Source organism: Streptomyces sp. NPDC025793 (assembly GCF_055558375.1).
Window position 1 is genome coordinate 19,188 of record NZ_JBVHMR010000016.1, and the last position, 17,007, is coordinate 36,194.

Consider the following 17,007-nt stretch of genomic DNA (forward strand, 5'->3'; position numbering starts at 1 on the left):
TCCCGCCTCGGGTTCCGAGGCGGGACTTCGGCGTTACCGGTGCCCGGCCCGCTGCGGCCGCGACGTCTCCGCCTCAGGGGTCGCCGGAACCGCCGCCCGGCGTTCCTTCAGCTGCGCGTACGCCATCAGGCCGAACAGCACGGACAGCAGCACCGCCGAGGAACCGGCCGTACCCAGGTCGAGCCCGCCCTTGGCGACCGGCTTGGTCAGCAGGTCGCCGGCCGTGGCGCCGAGCGGGCGGGTCAGGACGAACGCGATCCAGAAGAGCAGGACGTTCGGCACCGCCGGGACCTTCATCAGGGCGACGAGGAGCAGCAGGAGGCCGGTCACCAGCGAGGCACCGCCCAGGTAGCCGAGGCCCGAGCTGTCGGACAGGAAGTCGCCCATCGAGGTGCCGAGCGTGTTGGAGACCAGGATCGCCGACCAGAACAGGGCCTCGCCGCGGAACGTGACGATCTCGGTGATCTGGAAGGTCATCCCGCTCAGCTTCCAGCCGAGGAAGATCAGCAGCAGGAGGGAGATCAGGATAGCGGCGCCCTCCGGGTAGCCGAGGCCGAGGCCCTGCGGGCCCCAGCCGAGCGATGTGGCGCCGCCGGAAAGGTACTTGGCGCTGTCGTCCCGGTTCATGAAGTCGGACATGGTGGTGCCGGCCATGGAGGTCGACAGGATCACGGTCCAGTAGAAGAACGGGTTGTAGCGCGTCGAGCGGAGCTGGATCACCAGCGTCACCACGAAGACCGCGAACAGGGCGATCGTGGTGAGGAAGTAGCCGAGCTTCAGGGTCTGGGCGAACAGGTCGCCCGCGGTCTCGCCCAGGGTCGTCGCCGCGATCTTCATGATCCAGAACGCGAGGGTGACCTCGGGCAGCTTCTTCATGACGGACTTCGCCGTCGAAGGCGTCGTCGAAGGCATCGTTGTCAAGGGTGCTCCTGTGGGGGGAGTCGAGTGCGGCCCGACCCTCCCAGGGGCAACCTGAACGCTTCCTGAACACGCGCGGCACAGGGCTTGCTTTTTGCCAATGTTCGCGCTGTTCGCTCACGCCCCGTCGCACAGGACCTCACGGCATGGGACTCCCGTCCGGCTCTGCCGGGCTCATACGATCCCGGGCATGAAACCTTCGAAGCCCGCAGAACGCCAGACGGCGACCCTCGCCGAAATCGCCCGTGAGGCCGGGGTGTCCGCCCCGACTGTTTCGAAGGTCCTCAACGGCCGCGCCGATGTCGCCCCCGCGACCCGCACCCGTGTCGAGGAACTGCTGCGCGCCCACGGCTACCGGCGCCGGCGCGCCGAGGCGTCCCGATCACCGCTGATCGACCTGGTCTTCCACGAGCTGGAGAGCGCCTGGGCGATGGAGGTCATCCGGGGCGTGGAGAACGTGGCCCGGGACGCCGGGCTGAGCGTCGTGCTGTCGGAGTCGGCCGGGCGCCTCACCCCGGGCCGGACCTGGGCCGACCAGGTCGCCGCGCGCCGCCCGCACGGCGTGGTCCTCGTGCTGTCCGGGCTCGACGAGTCCCAGCGGGCGCTGCTGACCAGCCGGTCCATCCCTTTCGTGGTGATGGACCCGGCCGGCGACCCGGGCCCCGACGTGCCCTCCATCGGCGCCACCAACTGGCAGGGCGGCCTCGCCGCCACCCGGCACCTGGTCGAACTCGGCCACACCCGGATCGGCGCGATCAGCGGCCCGTCCCGGATGATGTGCAGCCGCGCCCGGGTCGACGGCTACCGGGCCGCGCTGGAGACGGCCGGCCTGCCCGTCGACCCCGCGCTGATCGTGGGCGGCGACTTCCACCACGACGCCGGCTACCGGCTCGGCCTGGAGCTGCTGCGCCGCCCCGACCGGCCCACCGCCGTCTTCGCGGGCAACGACCTCCAGGCGCTCGGCCTGTACGAGGCCGCCCGCGAGCTGGGGCTGCGCATCCCGGAGGACCTCAGCGTGGTCGGCTTCGACGATCTGCCGGTGGCCCGCTGGGTGGGCCCGCCGCTGACGACCGTACGGCAGCCGCTGACCGAGATGGCCGAGGCGGCCGCCCGGCTGGTGCTGGAGCTGGGGCGCGAGCAGCAGGAGCGGGCGGCGACACGGGTGGAGCTGGCGACGAGCCTGGTGGTGCGGTCGAGCACGGATGTGCCCCAGGCGGTCTAGGGGGTGTCGTTTGGATCATCCCGGCGTCGCGGGGACTGGCACGCGCTCCCCCGGAGGGGGCACCCCCGGCCGCGTTGTCGTCGGTCGCAGGCTCCCCCGCGCTCGGCTTCGCTCGCGCGGGAGGGGCCCCACGCGTCGACTCCCTCCTCCGCCGTGCAGCCGCACGCACCGGACGCCGCGCGGCCCGCCCTTCGGGCGGACGACGGGAACGTGACGACAGGCCCTGGCGCCGCCTGCTCCGAATTGAGTCGGTCATGTGGCCGAAACATGCGGGATGATAATTTCCGAAGAAAAACCGACTCCCACCGCTTCCGCTAACAGTCCCCTAATAATTCGGACTTACGTTCCTGTGTCGTGACGCGACACGAGGGGCACGGCGAGCAGGACGACACGGGCGGACGAGGTGGCCGGCGGCCGAGGGCGCCGAAGATCGTCGGCCTCGCTCTGGCGGGGGTGCTGGTGCTGGGCGGGGGGACCGTCGGCTGGGCGTACTGGCATCTCGACCACAACATCAGGAGCGTCGACATCAACGGCGCGCTGGGCGACGACCGCCCCGCCAGGCCGATGACCACCCCGTCCCCCTCGGCCTCCGCCTCCCCGCTGCCGTCCGGCTCCCTGAACATCCTGGTGCTCGGCTCGGACTCGCGCAGCGGCAGCGCCAACCGGAAGCTGGGCGGCGGCGACAGCTCCGGCGCCCGCTCGGACACGGCGATGGTCGTGCACATCGACGCGGGCCGGACCCGGGCCACCGTGGTCAGCATCCCGCGCGACACCCTCGTCACCCGCCCGTCCTGCCCGCTGTCCGCTGGCCGGTCCACGGCGGTGGCGTACGGCGCGATGTTCAACACCGCCTACGAGGTGGGCGGGCCGGTGTGCGCCGTGAAGACCGTCGAGTCGATCACCGGCGTCCGCATGGACCACTTCATGGAGGCAGACTTCTCCGGCTTCGCCAAGCTGGTGGACGCCCTCGGCGGGGTCGACGTCACCACCGGCCAGGACATCCACGACGCCGACAGCCACCTCGACCTCGCCGCCGGAGCCCACCACCTCGACGGCACGCAGGCCCTGGCCCTCGCCCGCACCCGGCACGGCATAGGCGACGGCAGCGATCTCGGCCGGATAGGGCTCCAGCAGAAGCTGGTCAAGGCCCTGCTGCAGCAGATGGCGAGCACCAGCCTGCTCACCGACCCGGCCCGGCTCTACCGGGTCGCCGACGCGGCCACCGCCGGCCTCACCACGGACACCGGCCTCGGCTCCCTGAACGCGCTGATGAGCCTCGGCGAGAGCCTGAAGGCCCTGACCGCCGACCATGTGACGACGGTGATGATGCCGGTCGTCACGGCCCCCTCCGACCCCAACCGGGTGATCGCGAAGGAGCCGGCGGCGAGCGCGCTGTGGGCGTCCCTGCGCTGAAGAAAAATATTTCCGGAGGTGTGTCGATCCCGGGTCCCGCCGTTCGACGCATGGGTGAGTGGCGGGGACGGACCCCACCACCCGGACCGAAGGAGTCACCATGCCCCGCTATCTGTCGATCGTGCACATCGACCAGTCCACCGCTCCCGCCGGCCCCAGCGAGGAGCTGATGGGACGGATGGGCGAGCTGATCGAGGAGATCACCAAGGCCGGCGTGATGCTGGAGACCGCCGGGCTGACCCCCGCCGCCCAGGGCACCACCGTGCGCTGGCAGGGCGGGAAGCTGTCCGTCACCGACGGGCCGTTCACCGAGTCCAAGGAGGTCGTCGGCGGCTACGCGATCATGCAGTGCAAGGACAAGGCCGAGGCCGTCGAGTGGACCAAGCGGTTCCTGAAGGTGCACGAGGACTACTGGACCGTCTCGTGCGAGGTGCGGGAGATCGCCGAGGGCTGAGTGTTCGCTGGCCCTGCGGCATCGAGGGGTGTTGCATGGTGGGCTGTGGAAGCACAGCCCACCCCGGCACGGCACGGCACCCCGGACCCCGCCGCGGCGCACGCCATCGAGACCGTCTTCCGGCTGGAGTCCCCGCGTGTCGTCGCGGGCGTGGCCCGGATCGTCCGGGATGTCGGCATCGCCGAGGAGCTGACCCAGGACGCCCTGGTCGCCGCCCTGGAGCGGTGGTCCCGCGACGGTGTGCCCGACAACCCGGGCGCCTGGCTCATGGCCACCGCCCGGCACCGCGCCGTCGACCTGATCCGGCGCCGCGAGACCTACGCCCGCAAGCTCGCCGAGATCGGCCGGGACCTGGCGACGACGGTACCGCCCGAGGAGCCGGCCGACCCGGACGACATCGACGACGACCTGCTCCGGCTCGTCTTCACCACCTGCCACCCGGTGCTGTCCCCGCAGGCCCGCACCGCGCTCACCCTGCGCCTCGTCGGCGGCCTGACCACGGCCGAGATCGCCCGCGCCTACCTGGTACCGGAACCGACGATCGCCCAGCGCGTCGTCCGCGCCAAGCGGACCCTCGCCACGAAGAACGTCGCCTTCGAGCTGCCGTACGGCCCCGACCGCGAGGCCCGCCTCGGCTCGGTCCTGGACGTCATCTACCTGATCTTCAACGAGGGGTACGCGGCGACCGTCGGCGACGACTGGCTGCGCCCCGGCCTGTGCGAGGACGCGCTGCGCCTGGCCCGCGTCCTGTCCGCCCTGATGCCCGAGGAACCGGAGGTGCACGGCCTGACCGCGCTGCTGGAGTTCCAGGCGTCCCGCACGGCCGCCCGCACCGGCCCGGAGGGCGAACCGGTCCTGCTGGCGCAGCAGAACCGCCGCCGCTGGAACCGGCGCCTCATCGACCGCGGCATCCACGCCCTCGACCGCGCCACCGCGTCGGGCGCCCCGGGCCCGTACGCCCTCCAGGCGGCCATCGCCGCGTGCCACGCGCACGCGTACCGCTACGAGGACACCGACTGGCGCGCCATCGCCACCCTGTACGCGCTGCTGGCGGCCCGTGCCCCGTCCCCCGTGGTCGAACTGAACCGCGCGGTCGCCGTGTCGATGGCCGACGGCCCGGCGGAAGGGCTGCGGCTGGTCGACGCCCTGACCGCCGACCCCGCCCTGCGCGACTACCACCTGCTCCCCAGCGTCCGCGCCGACCTCCTGGCCCGCCTCGGCCGCACGACGGAGGCCCGCGAGGAGTTCACCCGGGCGGCGGCCCTGGCACGCAACGACAAGGAACGGGAACTGCTGCTGCGCCGGGCCGCCGAACTGCCGTGACGGAGCGGGCCCGCAGACGATCGACGGCGCATCCCGGCACTTCCGGCGGAGCGCTCAGGCGGGGTGCCCCACGAGCATCGTCGGTGCGCCCGCCACCCGGGTCAGGAACACCGTCGCCGCGTTCGGCCCCTGCGGCTTCACCTTCTTGCGCAGTTCCTCCGGCTCGACCGCCGACCCGCGCTTCTTCACCGTCAGCGTGCCGACCTCGCGCTCACGCAGCAGGGCCTTCAACTTCTTGACGTTGAAGGGGAGTTGGTCGGTGATCTCGTAGGCGGTGGCGTACGGGGTCGGGCGCCGCTCGTCGGCGGTGACGTACGCGATGGTCGGGTCGAGCAGACCGCCGGCCAGGTCCTGCGCGACCTCGGCGACCAGATGCGCGCGGATCACGGCGCCGTCGGGCTCGTACAGGTACCGCCCCACCGCCCGGACGTCCGGGTCGGGCAGCCCGCGGCCCAGCAGCGTGCGCGGGCCGGGCAGCAGGGTGGCCCGTACGGCGCCCGGCGCGCCGGTGCCGAACCACAGCACCGCCTCCTTCACGTCCCCGCCGTCGGAGATCCACTCGGCCTCCGCCTCGGCGGGGACCGCCTCGTGCGGGATGCCCGGGGCGATCTTCAGGGCGGCGCGGGGAGCCGTACGGGCCGCGCCGACCGCCCAGGACAGGGGCGGCGAGTACGCCTCCGGTTCGAAGATGCGGCCGCGGCCGCCCCGCCTCGCCGGGTCCACGAACACCGCGTCGTACCCGCTCGTGTCCACCTCGGTGACGTCGGCCTCGCGGACCTCGATCAGCTCGGCGAGACCCAGCGCCTCGGCGTTCGCGCGGGCCGTGGCCGCCGTCACCGGGTCCCGGTCCACGGCGAGCACCCGGATCCCGGCCCGGGCCAGCGCGATCGCGTCCCCGCCGATCCCGCAGCACAGGTCGGCGACGCAGGTCACGCCGAGCGCCGTGAACCGCTCGGCGCGGTACGCCGCCACGCCGGCCCGCGTCGACTGCTCGACCCCGTTCGGCGTGAAGAACATCCGCCCCGCGTCCGCCGCCCCGAACTTCGCCGCCGCCCGCTGCCGTAGCCGGGCCTGGCCGAGCGCGGCCGACACCAGCTCGGCCGGGTGGTCGCGGCGCAGCCGGGTGGCGACGGCGAGTTCGTCCGCCGGTGCGGTGTCGCGCACCTCGTCGAGGAGGGCGCGGCCTTCGGGGGTGAGCAGGAGAGCGAGGTCGTTCACCGGGTCATTGTGGGCCAGTCGGTGGACGGCGCGCCTGCGGCGGCGGTGTCGGCCGGGGATCCGGGGGGCGGTCCTGGGAGGATCCGGCGTCATGCGAGCAGTCGTACAAAACGATAAGAATTGGTCGCACTGCGGGCGTCCCGGCCTCGGCTGCGGAGCCGCCGCCCTGGCCTGCGCCGCCCTCCTCTCCGGCTGCGCCGGCCCCGCCGAGACCCGTCCCGTCGAGACTCGCCCCGCCGTGACCCGCCCCGCCCCCAGCGGCCGGGGCGGCCCCGAACAGGCCCTGAGAGCCCGGGCCCGGCAGGCCGCCGAGCACGCCCGCCTCGTCGCCGCCGCCAAACGCTGGGGCCTGAACGGGGTCCCGCTGGCGCCCCCGCCACCTCCCAGGGTGAGACCGGAGATCAGGGCCCGGGCAGGCTTCGAGGTGAAACACCAGGTGGACTGGGACCTGCCCCCGGTCTTCACCACGATCCCCACCGACCGGAAGATCGTCTTCCTCACCATCGACGACGGCTCGGAGAAGGACCCCCGCTTCCTGCGCATGATGCGGGACCTGAAGATCCCGTACACCGCCTTCCTCAGCAACTACCTGGTGAAGGACGACTACGGCTACTTCCGCACCATGCAGGCCGAGGGCCACACCCTCGACAACCACACCCTGCACCACCCCTACCTGCCGGGCCTGTCCTACGAGGACCAGAAGGCCGAGATCTGCGGCATGCAGGAGATCATGAAGAAGCAGTTCGGCAAGGCGCCCACCGTCATGCGCTTCCCGTACGGCAACTACAACCAGGACAGCCTGCGCGCCGCCAAGGCCTGCGGCATCAGGTACGCGCCGATCTGGAACGAGGAGGTGTACGTCGACCACTGGGAGTACCGCGAGGACGACCAGAAGCTGCGCCGCGGCGACATCGTTCTCACCCACTTCCGCGGCCGCTCCGAGTGGAACGGCACGATGGTCGACGACATGCGCCGCTTCCTGAACAAGGTCACCCGCGAGGGCTACGCCGTGGCCCGCCTGGAGGACTACCTGTGACGCGCGGGAGGAGCCTCTGGGCCCCGCCCCACCGGCGAACTCCCGTGCCCGGCCCTGTACCCGGCCCTGTGCCCGGCGGTGCCCCCGCCCGCCGCGCGCGCCGGGCGCTGAGCGCCGCCCTCCTCCTCCCCGCGCTCCTCTTCACGGGCTGCGCGCAGTCCGTCGACCCCATCGAACGCCTCGGTCGCAAGGCCGCCGAAGAGGTCCGGCCGCACGCCCCGCACGGCCCCGCCACGGACCGGCGCTACCGCCGCTGGGGCCTCACCGAGCCCCTCGCCCGCCCGCCCCGGCCGGACGCCCGCACCCTCGCCCTGAGCCCGCACAGCGCCGGACGCTCCCTGCCCCGGGTCATGGACCACGTCCCCACCCGTGACCCGGTCGTCTTCCTCACCTACGACGACGGCGCCGACAAGGACCCCCGCTTCGTCGACATGGTCCGCGAACTGCGGCTGCCGGTCAGCATGTTCCTCACCGACAGCGTGGCCGGCCCCCGGTACGACCACTTCGCCCGGCTGCACGCGCTGGGCGCCGGCATCCAGAACCACACCCTCGACCACCGTGTCCTGGCCGGACTGCCGTACGCGAGCCAGCGCGCCGAGATCTGCGGCCAGCAGGACCGCCTCCAGTCCCGGCTCGGCCTGCGCCCCCGCCTCTTCCGCCCGCCCTACGGCTCGTACGACACGACCACCCTGCGCGCCGCCACCGACTGCGGCATCTCCGCGTTCGTCCTGTGGCGCGCCGCCATGACCCCGGCCGACCTGGCCTACAGCCGGGGCGAGCACCGCCTTCGCCCCGGTGACATCGTCCTGGTCGGGCCGGACGAGACGACGGGCCGGACCCTGCGGGACCGCACGATCAGGGTGCTGCGCAGGGCCCAGCAGCGGGGGCTGACGGTGGGGCGGCTGGAGGACTACCTGTAGCCGCTCCCGGAGGCGCTCCCGGAGGGCCGTCCCGGACCTTCGTCCGGCCGACGCGCCGCACGGATTAGCAGTCCGCTTGACCGAGTGCTAATCGCGGTCATAGTCTCGGCTCTGGCACTCGACGCGTGAGAGTGCCAAACACGCGACGGGCAGGTCCGGCACCCGCGACGACGGATCCACCTGGTCGCCACCTCAGACAGTTAACCCCGTGAGATCTCCGAAGGGGGAGGTCGGATCGTGACGACCACCAGCTCCAAGGTTGCCATCAAGCCGCTTGAGGACCGCATCGTGGTCCAGCCGCTCGACGCCGAGCAGACCACCGCCTCTGGCCTGGTCATCCCGGACACCGCGAAGGAGAAGCCCCAGGAGGGCGCCGTCCTCGCCGTGGGTCCGGGCCGCTTCGAGAACGGCGAGCGCCTTCCGCTCGACGTCAAGGTCGGCGACGTCGTCCTGTACAGCAAGTACGGCGGCACCGAGGTGAAGTACAACGGCGAGGAGTTCCTCGTCCTCTCGGCTCGCGACGTGCTCGCGATCATCGAGAAGTAATCACTTCGAGCATTCCTTTGCTCCTGAGCTGCGCCCCTGGCCCCCGCGACCGATAAGAAGCCGGGCGCCCGGGGCGCAGCTTTTTTCACCCACAGATTTCCGAGAGGGCTTCCGCTGTCATGGCGAAGATTCTGAAGTTCGACGAGGACGCCCGTCGCGCCCTTGAGCGCGGCGTCAACAAGCTGGCCGACACGGTGAAGGTGACGATCGGCCCCAAGGGCCGCAACGTCGTCATCGACAAGAAGTTCGGCGCCCCCACCATCACCAACGACGGTGTCACGATCGCCCGCGAGGTCGAGATCGAGGACCCGTACGAGAACCTCGGCGCGCAGCTGGTGAAGGAGGTGGCGACCAAGACCAACGACATCGCGGGTGACGGCACCACCACCGCCACCGTGCTCGCCCAGGCGCTGGTGCGCGAGGGCCTGAAGAACGTCGCCGCCGGCGCCTCCCCGGCCTCCCTGAAGAAGGGCATCGACGCCGCCGTCAAGGCCGTCTCCGACGAGCTGCTGGCCACGGCCCGCCCGATCGACGAGAAGTCCGACATCGCGGCCGTCGCCGCGCTGTCCGCCCAGGACCAGCAGGTCGGCGAGCTGATCGCCGAGGCGATGGACAAGGTCGGCAAGGACGGTGTCATCACCGTCGAGGAGTCCAACACCTTCGGTCTGGAGCTGGACTTCACCGAGGGCATGGCCTTCGACAAGGGCTACCTGTCGCCGTACTTCGTGACGGACCAGGAGCGCATGGAGGCCGTCCTGGAGGACCCCTACATCCTCATCAACCAGGGCAAGATCTCCTCCATCCAGGACATGCTGCCGCTGCTGGAGAAGGTCATCCAGGCCGGCGCGTCCAAGCCGCTGCTGATCATCGCCGAGGACGTCGAGGGCGAGGCCCTGTCGACCCTGGTCGTCAACAAGATCCGCGGCACCTTCAACGCGGTCGCGGTCAAGGCCCCCGGCTTCGGCGACCGCCGCAAGGCGATGCTCCAGGACATGGCCGTCCTCACGGGCGCCACCGTCATCTCCGAGGAGGTCGGCCTCAAGCTCGACCAGGCCGGCCTGGACGTGCTGGGCTCCGCCCGCCGCGTGACGGTCACCAAGGACGACACCACCATCGTCGACGGCTCCGGCAAGACCGAGGACGTCCACGGCCGTGTCGCCCAGATCAAGGCCGAGATCGAGAACACCGACTCCGACTGGGACCGCGAGAAGCTCCAGGAGCGCCTCGCGAAGCTGGCCGGCGGCGTGTGCGTGATCAAGGTCGGCGCCGCCACCGAGGTGGAGCTGAAGGAGAAGAAGCACCGTCTGGAGGACGCCATCTCCGCGACCCGCGCCGCGGTCGAGGAGGGCATCGTCTCCGGTGGTGGCTCCGCCCTGGTCCACGCCTCCAAGGTCCTGGAGGGCAACCTCGACAAGACCGGCGACGAGGCCACCGGTGTCGCGGTCGTCCGCAACGCCGTGGTCGAGCCGCTGCGCTGGATCGGCGAGAACGCCGGCCAGGAGGGCTACGTCATCGTCTCCAAGGTCAAGGACCTGGAGAAGGGGCAGGGCTACAACGCCGCCACCGGCGAGTACGGCGACCTGGTCAAGGCCGGCGTCATCGACCCGGTGAAGGTCACCCGCTCCGCCCTGGAGAACGCCGCCTCCATCGCCTCCCTGCTGCTCACGACCGAGACCCTGGTCGTCGAGAAGAAGGAAGAGGAGCCGGAGGCCGCGGGCCACGGTCACAGCCACGGCCACGCCCACTGAGGCAAGCACCCGTCAGCGAAGGCCCGGCACCCCGGAAGGGGAGCCGGGCCTTCGCCCTGTCCGCCGCCGCGCGGGGCTACTGCTCCAACTCGTCCAGCGCGCCCAGCTGCTGCATCAGCCCCAGTGTGTCGTGCTGCCACCAGGTCTCGGCGATCTTCCCGTCGGAGCGGAACCGGAACAGCGTCGTCCCGCTCATGACGACCTGCCGCCCGGTCGGCGCGATCCCCAGGAACTCGCCCTTGTGCGTGGCCTTCCCGGTCCAGCGCGCGCAGGCCCGCTCGTCCTGCACGAGCAGGTCCTCGATCGTGAACGTGAGGTCGAAGCCCGCGCGCCACATCCGGACCTCGGCGCGGAAGTTGTCCAGCCCCAGGGTGTCCTGCGGGTTGATCGGGTCGTGGCTGTGGATGTCCTCGTCCAACAGGTCGTTGAGCGGTGGCAGTTCACCCGGAGCCGTCAGCGCCGCGAAGAACCGCCGCACGGTCTCCTCGGCCGGCCGGTCGTCCCGTACGACGTCCAGGTCCGTGAACGTCGGCATCCCGTCGCACAGGGCGAGGATCCCCTGGAAGACCCGGTCGGTCTCCGGGAGGTTCGAGTTCCGCATCGCCTCCTCGTACGACGGGAACTCCACGAACTCCACGACGTGCGACGCGTCCGAGCGGTCCTTGCCGACCAGCGCGTGCGTCGCCGTCCGCCGTCCCTTGGTCTGCGCGACCCAGTCGTCCATGAGCCGGTTCATCTCGTCCAGCCGGCTCGTCCTGCACTCGATGAGTTGTACGAAGGTCATGACGCCGCCTCCCGGCCCCCCTGGCCCGGTTTCCGTCACGCCCATTTTCGCCCCGTTCTCACACCGGGGCGACGGCGTCGTCCGTGCTCGCCCCGGGGCTACTGCGGCCCGTACTTGCGCCCCGTCTTCGAGGTGATCCCGCCCAGCAGCGCCCGGGGCGTGACCTTCACCAGGCCCATCAGCGCCTTGTACCTCGGGTCGGGGATCGACAGCGACCTGCCGCGCGCCAGATCGGCCAGGGCCGCCGCGACCAGCTTGTCGGCGTCCAGCCACATCCAGCCCGGGATGTTGTCCGTGCCCATCCCGGCCCGCTCGTGGAACTCGGTGCGCACGAAGCCGGGGCACAGGGCCATCAGCCGCACCCCGCTGCCGGCCAGGTCCCTGGCCGCGCCCTGGGTGAACTGCACGACCCAGGCCTTGGAGGCGCCGTAGGTGCCGCGCGGCACGAAGGCGGCCACGGAGGCGACGTTGACGATCCCGCCCCGGTGCCGCTCGCGCATCGCCCCGGCCGCCGCCGACGTCAGCCGGAGCACCGCCTCGCAGTGCACCTTGAGCATCTTCAGCTCGTCGGCCATGGACACGTCGAGGTAGCGTCCCTTGTTGCCGAAGCCGGCGTTGTTGACCAGCAGGTCGACCGGGTGCTTCCGGTCGCCCAGCCGGTCCGCCACCGACTCGATGCCCTTGTCCTCGGACAGGTCGGCACTCAGCACCTCGACCTCGATGCCGTGCCGGTCGTGCAACTCGGTGGCCTGCTCGCGCAGCCGCTTGGCGTCCCGCGCCACCAGGACGAGGTCATGCCCTTCCGCCGCCAGCCGCCGCGCGAACGCGGCGCCGATCCCCGCGGTCGATCCCGTAATCAGAGCCGTTGTCATGGCCCAAGGGTAGTGACCCGGACCGACAGCCTCCGCTGCCGCGGGCCCCGTGCGGGAACCGGGGTGACAGCCGCTCAGCCCCGCTGCTGCGCCACGTACTTGCGCGCCTGCGCCAGGGCCTCCGAGTGCAGCGCGCCGCCCGCCGCGAGCAGCCGCGGCAGCAGCTCCCGCTCGGTGGTGGTCGCGCGGAACTCCATCGCCGCCGTCACCCCGTGGTCCGGGCGGTGCACGATCTCGACCGGATCGCCCGAGCGGATCTCACCCGGTTCGATCACCCGGAGGTAGGCCCCCGTCACGGCCTTCCGGGTGAATCTCCTGACCCAGCTGCGCTCGCCCAGATGGCCCTGGAACGTACGGCACGGAATCCGGCCCGAGGTCACCTCCAGGACCAGCTCGGCGCCGACCCGCCAGCGCTCGCCGACCAGCGCCCCGGAGACGTCCAGCCCGCGCGTCGTCAGGTTCTCCCCGAAGCAACCGTTGGCCAAAGATCTGCCGAGTTCGCGCTCCCAGTCGTCGAGGTCCTCGCGGGCGAACGCGTACACCGCCTGCTCGTCCCCGCCGTGATGGCGCAGGTCGCACACGGCGTCCCCGGCGAGCCCGCTCGCGCCGGTCCCCTTGGGGCCCGGCGCCGCCACCCGCACCGGACCGTCGGCCGGCTTCTTGTCGATGCCCGTCACGCCCTGCGCCTGGTCCGTGTACGGCACCGGCTGCGGGCGGCCCAGATTGACCGTGAGGACTTTCATGCACATACGGTACGGGAGGTCATCTCAAAGCGTCGAGCGAATATCAGGTGCGATCTCCAAGCGGGGCTTATACTCGGAGGGTGATAGAGGCCCGCCATCTCCGTGTCCTGCGCGCCGTCGCCACCACCGGTTCCTTCTCGGCGGCGGGGCGCGAACTGGGCTGCACCCAGCCCGCCGTCAGCCAGCAGATGAAGGCCCTGGAGACCTCGGTCGGCACCCCGCTCCTGGTCCGCACCGGCCGCGAGATGCGCCTGACCCAGGCCGGCGAGGCCCTCGTCCGGCACGCCTCCGGCATCCTCGCCGGGCTCACCGCCGCCGAGGAGGAGGTCGCCGCCATCGCCGGCCTGCGCGCCGGCCGGGTCCGGCTGGTCTCCTTCCCGAGCGGCAGCTCCACCCTGGTCCCCACCGCACTGGCCGCCCTGCGCGCCGCCCACCCCGGCACCCGCGTCTCCCTGGAGGAGGCCGAGCCCCCGAAGTCGGTCGCGCTGCTCCGCGAGGGCGACTGCGACCTGGCCCTGGCCTTCCGCTACGCCGGCGCGGCCGCCGCCGAGGACTGGGACGACCTCGTCGTACGGCCCCTGCTGACGGACCGGCTGGTCGCGCTCGTGCCCGAGCGGCACCACCTCGCGCGCGCGGAGAGCGTCGCCATCGGCGAGTTGGCCCACGAACCCTGGATCGCGGGCTGCCCGCGCTGCCGGGGCCAGCTGGTCGAGGTGTGCGAGGGGGCCGGCTTCACCCCGCGCATCGACTTCGCCACCGACGACTACCCGGCGGTCGTCGGTCTGGTCGGCGCGGGCCTCGGCGTGGCCGTACTGCCGCAGCTCGCGGTGGAGTCGGTCCGGCCGAGGGGTGTGCGCACGGTCCGGCTGGAGCCGGCGGTACGGCGCGAGATCGTCGCCCTCACACTGCCCGACCTGGCCCAGGTGCCGGCCGTGGCGGCGACCCTGGAGCAACTGGCCCGTGTGTCCCTGCGCGCACAGGGGCACACACAGGGGCACGAGGGCACGCCCGCGCGTGCGTAAGCGGCGCGGCGGCACCGGTCACGGGCACACGCGTGTGTGCCCGGAATAGTTGAAGAAACGTTCCTTCAATGACTCGGGGCGGTGTTCCCGCTGGTGGTCGACGCCGACACCAGGCGGTTGCGAGCCCGCCCCATCAACTCTTCACGCTCGTCCTCGGTCAGGCCGCCCCACACGCCGTACGGCTCGCGCACCGCCAGCGCATGCGCCGCGCACTCCGCACGGACAGGGCACCTCATGCAGACCTCCTTGGCCGAGTTCTCGCGAGCGCTCCGAGCCGCCCCGCGCTCACCCTCCGGGTGGAAGAAGAGCGAGCTGTCCACCCCGCGGCAGGCAGCCAGCAGCTGCCAGTCCCACAGGTCAGCGTTCGGTCCGGGAAGGCGGGAGAAATCTGCCATTACGTGACCCCTTGTAGCCGTTCTGGGCGGATACGGTGCCAACGACCGTACATCTCCGGTCTAAGGAGATGAAAATATGACTCATTGCGAATCTAGCCTCGGACATCCCGAAACGGGAAGAAAAGCGGCCGAATGGGGCATGGGTTGTGATGAAAAGTTGAGGGTCTGTTGGTCGTGTCTGCACCGTGTCGAGACCCTCACGTAGAGTGCCGATGACGGTATGCAGCCCCGTAACTCTTTCGAGTGACCGTCGTTGAGAGTGCGGAGGCGGTTGAGAACACCGGCACTCGGGCAGGCGTCCGGGGCGGTCGACCGCACAGGTGACGATTCCGTACCAGCCTGGAGGCTCAAGGTGACGCGCATCAGCTGCGGAGGGCGGTCATGACTTCCGTCCTCGTCTGCGACGACTCCCCGCTTGCCCGAGAAGCGCTGCGCCGCGCGGTCGCGACCGTGCCCGGTGTCGAGCGCGTGACGACGGCGGCCAACGGCGAGGAAGTCCTCCGCCGCTGGGGCGCCGACCGCTCCGATCTCATCCTGATGGATGTCCGCATGCCCGGCCTGGGCGGTGTGGAAACCGTGCGCCGGCTGCTGTCGGCGGACCCGGGCGCGCGCATCATCATGCTCACCGTCGCCGAGGATCTCGACGGCGTGGCCCTCGCGGTCGCCGCCGGCGCCCGCGGGTATCTGCACAAGGACGCCTCGCGCGCCGAGCTGCGCGCCACGGTGACGCAGGCGCTGGCCGACCCGACCTGGCGGCTGGCCCCGCGCCGGCTCCGCTCGGCCGAGATGGGCGCCGCGCCCACGCTCACCGCGCGCGAGATCCAGGTCCTGGAGGGCATGAGCCACGGCCGCTCCAACGCGGAGATCGGGCGCGAGCTGTTCCTCTCCGAGGACACGGTCAAGACGCACGCGCGCCGCCTGTTCAAGAAGCTCGGCGCCTCGGACCGGGCCCACGCCGTGGCGCTCGGCTTCCGCTGGGGACTGGTCCGGTAGCCGGTGCCCGGCCCCACGGGGCCGGGCGGGACCGGTCGGCCCCGGGCGGTTCGCCCGAGGCCGGCGACGGCCCCGCCGCCCCGGGCAGTCGCCGCGCGCCCCCGGGACTTGGCTCGCGCCCCGGGAGCGCTCGTGAACGCCCCGGATGCGCGTCCCGGCCGCCCCGAGGAGTTGCTGTGAGGTGCCGTCACAGGGTGGACCCGGTCACATTCGGGGGCATCTGCGCCGACTCGTCGGCACGGCGTTCCCTCGTGTGCGGGACCGTGATCGCGCGCCGTGCGCCGGGTGCTGTCACACGCCGGTCCGCAGGAGCGGTGTCGTCCGGCAAGGCCCAGGTCGGCGGGGTTCGCCGGTCTGGAGCGGAGCGGTCACGGCCGGTGCCGTGCGGGGTGGTTCGGGGTGCGGGCGCGCGGGTGGCGTGCCCCGGGCGTACGACCTCACCGGACATCTCTGCGAGTGGCGCGCAAGGCAGCACGCCGTACGCGCGACGCTCGTTTCGGCGCGGATGCCGCATCCTTGAGATGTGGAGTCTCTCGGGGACGAGTCGGTCGAGCGGAAGGGGAGGGCGCAGGAGATGAGTGCCGGCGCACCTGCTCATAACGCTTCGGTGCACAACCACGAGCACAATGCGACGGACCGGACGGCCGCAAGGCACCATGGACCGATGCGCGACGACGATGCGGGCACGGCCCAGGGGGCGATCGGTGCGCTCGTGCATCGTGCCGTCGACGGGGACGAGCAGGCCACGCACGATCTGCTCGCCCATGTCCACCCCCTCGCGCTGCGCTACTGCCGCACCCGGCTGTCCCGGCTGCCGGGCGACGCGCGTCACTTCGTCGAGGACCTCGCCCAGGAGGTCTGCGTCGCGGTCCTGTTGGCCCTGCCGCGCTACCGCGACACCGGCCGCCCCTTCGAGGCGTTCGTCTTCGCCATCGCCTCGCACAAGGTGGCCGACCTCCAGCGCGCGGCGATGCGCCACCCGGGCTCCACGGTCGTCCCCTCGGACGAGATGCCGGAGCGCCCCGACGACTCCCTCGGTCCCGAGGAGCGCGCCCTGCTCAACAGCGACGCCGCGTGGGCCAAGAAACTGCTGGCCAACCTCCCCGAGAACCAGCGCGAACTGCTCCTGCTGCGCATCGCCGTGGGCTTGACCGCGGAGGAGACGGGACAGATGTTGGGAATGTCACCCGGCGCGGTCCGGGTCGCCCAGCACCGCGCGCTGAGCCGCCTGAGGGCGCTCGCCGAGCAGTGACACCTTGAGCGGAGCCCCTGCGGCTCCCGTTGTTGAACAGTCACGCTTCCGCTTCCGTACGAACATACGAAGCCTGAAGCCACCCCGTACCGTGGAATTTGCTAGCGGCGCTTCCCGTTAGCATGGACATCCGCACCGATCAAGGCCA

General features: G+C 71.7%; 17 protein-coding genes. 11 read left to right on the forward strand and 6 right to left on the reverse strand.

What is annotated here, in order from left to right; all coding sequences use genetic code 11:
* Nucleotides 1–33: 33 nt before the first annotated feature.
* Entirely contained in the window at nt 34–912 is an 879-nt protein-coding gene (locus tag ACZ4MF_RS27580) for a COG4705 family protein (RefSeq protein ID WP_467494582.1), read from the reverse strand.
* Between the two features lie 196 nt (nt 913–1,108).
* Between ACZ4MF_RS27580 and ACZ4MF_RS27585 the strand changes: the two genes are divergently transcribed.
* The 4 genes from ACZ4MF_RS27585 to ACZ4MF_RS27600 all read left to right on the forward strand — a co-directional run bounded on the left by ACZ4MF_RS27585 (nt 1,109) and on the right by ACZ4MF_RS27600 (nt 5,330).
* Nucleotides 1,109–2,140: a LacI family DNA-binding transcriptional regulator gene (locus tag ACZ4MF_RS27585; RefSeq protein ID WP_467494583.1), complete on the forward strand. Its 1,032-nt coding sequence runs from the start codon at nt 1,109–1,111 to the stop codon at nt 2,138–2,140.
* Nucleotides 2,141–2,494: 354 nt separating this feature from the next.
* Nucleotides 2,495–3,553, forward strand: coding sequence for an LCP family protein (locus tag ACZ4MF_RS27590; protein ID WP_467494584.1), 1,059 nt, complete (start codon nt 2,495–2,497; stop codon nt 3,551–3,553).
* Between the two features lie 100 nt (nt 3,554–3,653).
* Entirely contained in the window at nt 3,654–4,007 is a 354-nt protein-coding gene (locus tag ACZ4MF_RS27595; protein WP_467494585.1) for a YciI family protein, read from the forward strand.
* A gap of 45 nt (nt 4,008–4,052) precedes the next feature.
* Nucleotides 4,053–5,330: an RNA polymerase sigma factor gene (locus ACZ4MF_RS27600; RefSeq protein ID WP_467494586.1), complete on the forward strand. Its 1,278-nt coding sequence runs from the start codon at nt 4,053–4,055 to the stop codon at nt 5,328–5,330.
* Between the two features lie 54 nt (nt 5,331–5,384).
* Here ACZ4MF_RS27600 and ACZ4MF_RS27605 read toward each other — a convergent pair whose 3' ends face one another.
* The gene (locus ACZ4MF_RS27605) at nt 5,385–6,548 is read right to left on the reverse strand and encodes a THUMP-like domain-containing protein (RefSeq protein ID WP_467494587.1); all 1,164 of its coding nucleotides are present in this window, start codon (nt 6,546–6,548) and stop codon (nt 5,385–5,387) included.
* Between the two features lie 91 nt (nt 6,549–6,639).
* Between ACZ4MF_RS27605 and ACZ4MF_RS27610 the strand changes: the two genes are divergently transcribed.
* The 4 genes from ACZ4MF_RS27610 to groL all read left to right on the forward strand — a co-directional run bounded on the left by ACZ4MF_RS27610 (nt 6,640) and on the right by groL (nt 10,798).
* Nucleotides 6,640–7,584: a polysaccharide deacetylase family protein gene (locus ACZ4MF_RS27610; RefSeq protein ID WP_467494588.1), complete on the forward strand. Its 945-nt coding sequence runs from the start codon at nt 6,640–6,642 to the stop codon at nt 7,582–7,584.
* Nucleotides 7,585–7,652: 68 nt separating this feature from the next.
* Nucleotides 7,653–8,504 (forward strand): polysaccharide deacetylase family protein, encoded by an 852-nt coding sequence (locus ACZ4MF_RS27615; RefSeq protein WP_467494589.1) that lies wholly within the window; start codon nt 7,653–7,655, stop codon nt 8,502–8,504.
* 237 nt (nt 8,505–8,741) lie between these two features.
* A complete protein-coding gene (gene groES, locus ACZ4MF_RS27620; RefSeq protein WP_057584642.1) occupies nt 8,742–9,050 on the forward strand; it encodes a co-chaperone GroES in 309 nt (102 codons plus the stop codon).
* Between the two features lie 119 nt (nt 9,051–9,169).
* Nucleotides 9,170–10,798: a chaperonin GroEL gene (groL, locus tag ACZ4MF_RS27625; RefSeq protein WP_356033481.1), complete on the forward strand. Its 1,629-nt coding sequence runs from the start codon at nt 9,170–9,172 to the stop codon at nt 10,796–10,798.
* A 76-nt stretch (nt 10,799–10,874) separates the two neighbouring features.
* On the opposite strand, the gene ACZ4MF_RS27630 is transcribed toward groL, so the two are convergent.
* From ACZ4MF_RS27630 to ACZ4MF_RS27640, 3 genes are all read right to left on the reverse strand, one after another.
* On the reverse strand, nt 10,875–11,582 hold the full coding sequence (locus ACZ4MF_RS27630) for an ester cyclase (protein ID WP_467494590.1): 708 nt from the start codon (nt 11,580–11,582) through the stop codon (nt 10,875–10,877).
* Between the two features lie 98 nt (nt 11,583–11,680).
* On the reverse strand, nt 11,681–12,454 hold the full coding sequence (locus tag ACZ4MF_RS27635; protein ID WP_467494591.1) for an SDR family NAD(P)-dependent oxidoreductase: 774 nt from the start codon (nt 12,452–12,454) through the stop codon (nt 11,681–11,683).
* A gap of 74 nt (nt 12,455–12,528) precedes the next feature.
* On the reverse strand, nt 12,529–13,197 hold the full coding sequence (locus tag ACZ4MF_RS27640) for an MOSC domain-containing protein (protein ID WP_467494592.1): 669 nt from the start codon (nt 13,195–13,197) through the stop codon (nt 12,529–12,531).
* Between the two features lie 80 nt (nt 13,198–13,277).
* Between ACZ4MF_RS27640 and ACZ4MF_RS27645 the strand changes: the two genes are divergently transcribed.
* Nucleotides 13,278–14,219, forward strand: a complete 942-nt coding sequence (locus ACZ4MF_RS27645) for a LysR family transcriptional regulator (RefSeq protein ID WP_467494593.1) — start codon at nt 13,278–13,280, stop codon at nt 14,217–14,219.
* A gap of 65 nt (nt 14,220–14,284) precedes the next feature.
* On the opposite strand, the gene ACZ4MF_RS27650 is transcribed toward ACZ4MF_RS27645, so the two are convergent.
* Entirely contained in the window at nt 14,285–14,614 is a 330-nt protein-coding gene (locus ACZ4MF_RS27650) for a WhiB family transcriptional regulator (protein WP_071370108.1), read from the reverse strand.
* Nucleotides 14,615–14,995: 381 nt separating this feature from the next.
* On the opposite strand from ACZ4MF_RS27650, the gene ACZ4MF_RS27655 reads away from it, so the two are divergent.
* Complete coding sequence (locus ACZ4MF_RS27655) at nt 14,996–15,607, forward strand: response regulator transcription factor (protein WP_003948568.1); 612 nt, start codon at nt 14,996–14,998, stop codon at nt 15,605–15,607.
* A gap of 664 nt (nt 15,608–16,271) precedes the next feature.
* Nucleotides 16,272–16,859, forward strand: a complete 588-nt coding sequence (locus tag ACZ4MF_RS27660) for a sigma-70 family RNA polymerase sigma factor (protein ID WP_356033471.1) — start codon at nt 16,272–16,274, stop codon at nt 16,857–16,859.
* Nucleotides 16,860–17,007 lie beyond the last annotated feature (148 nt).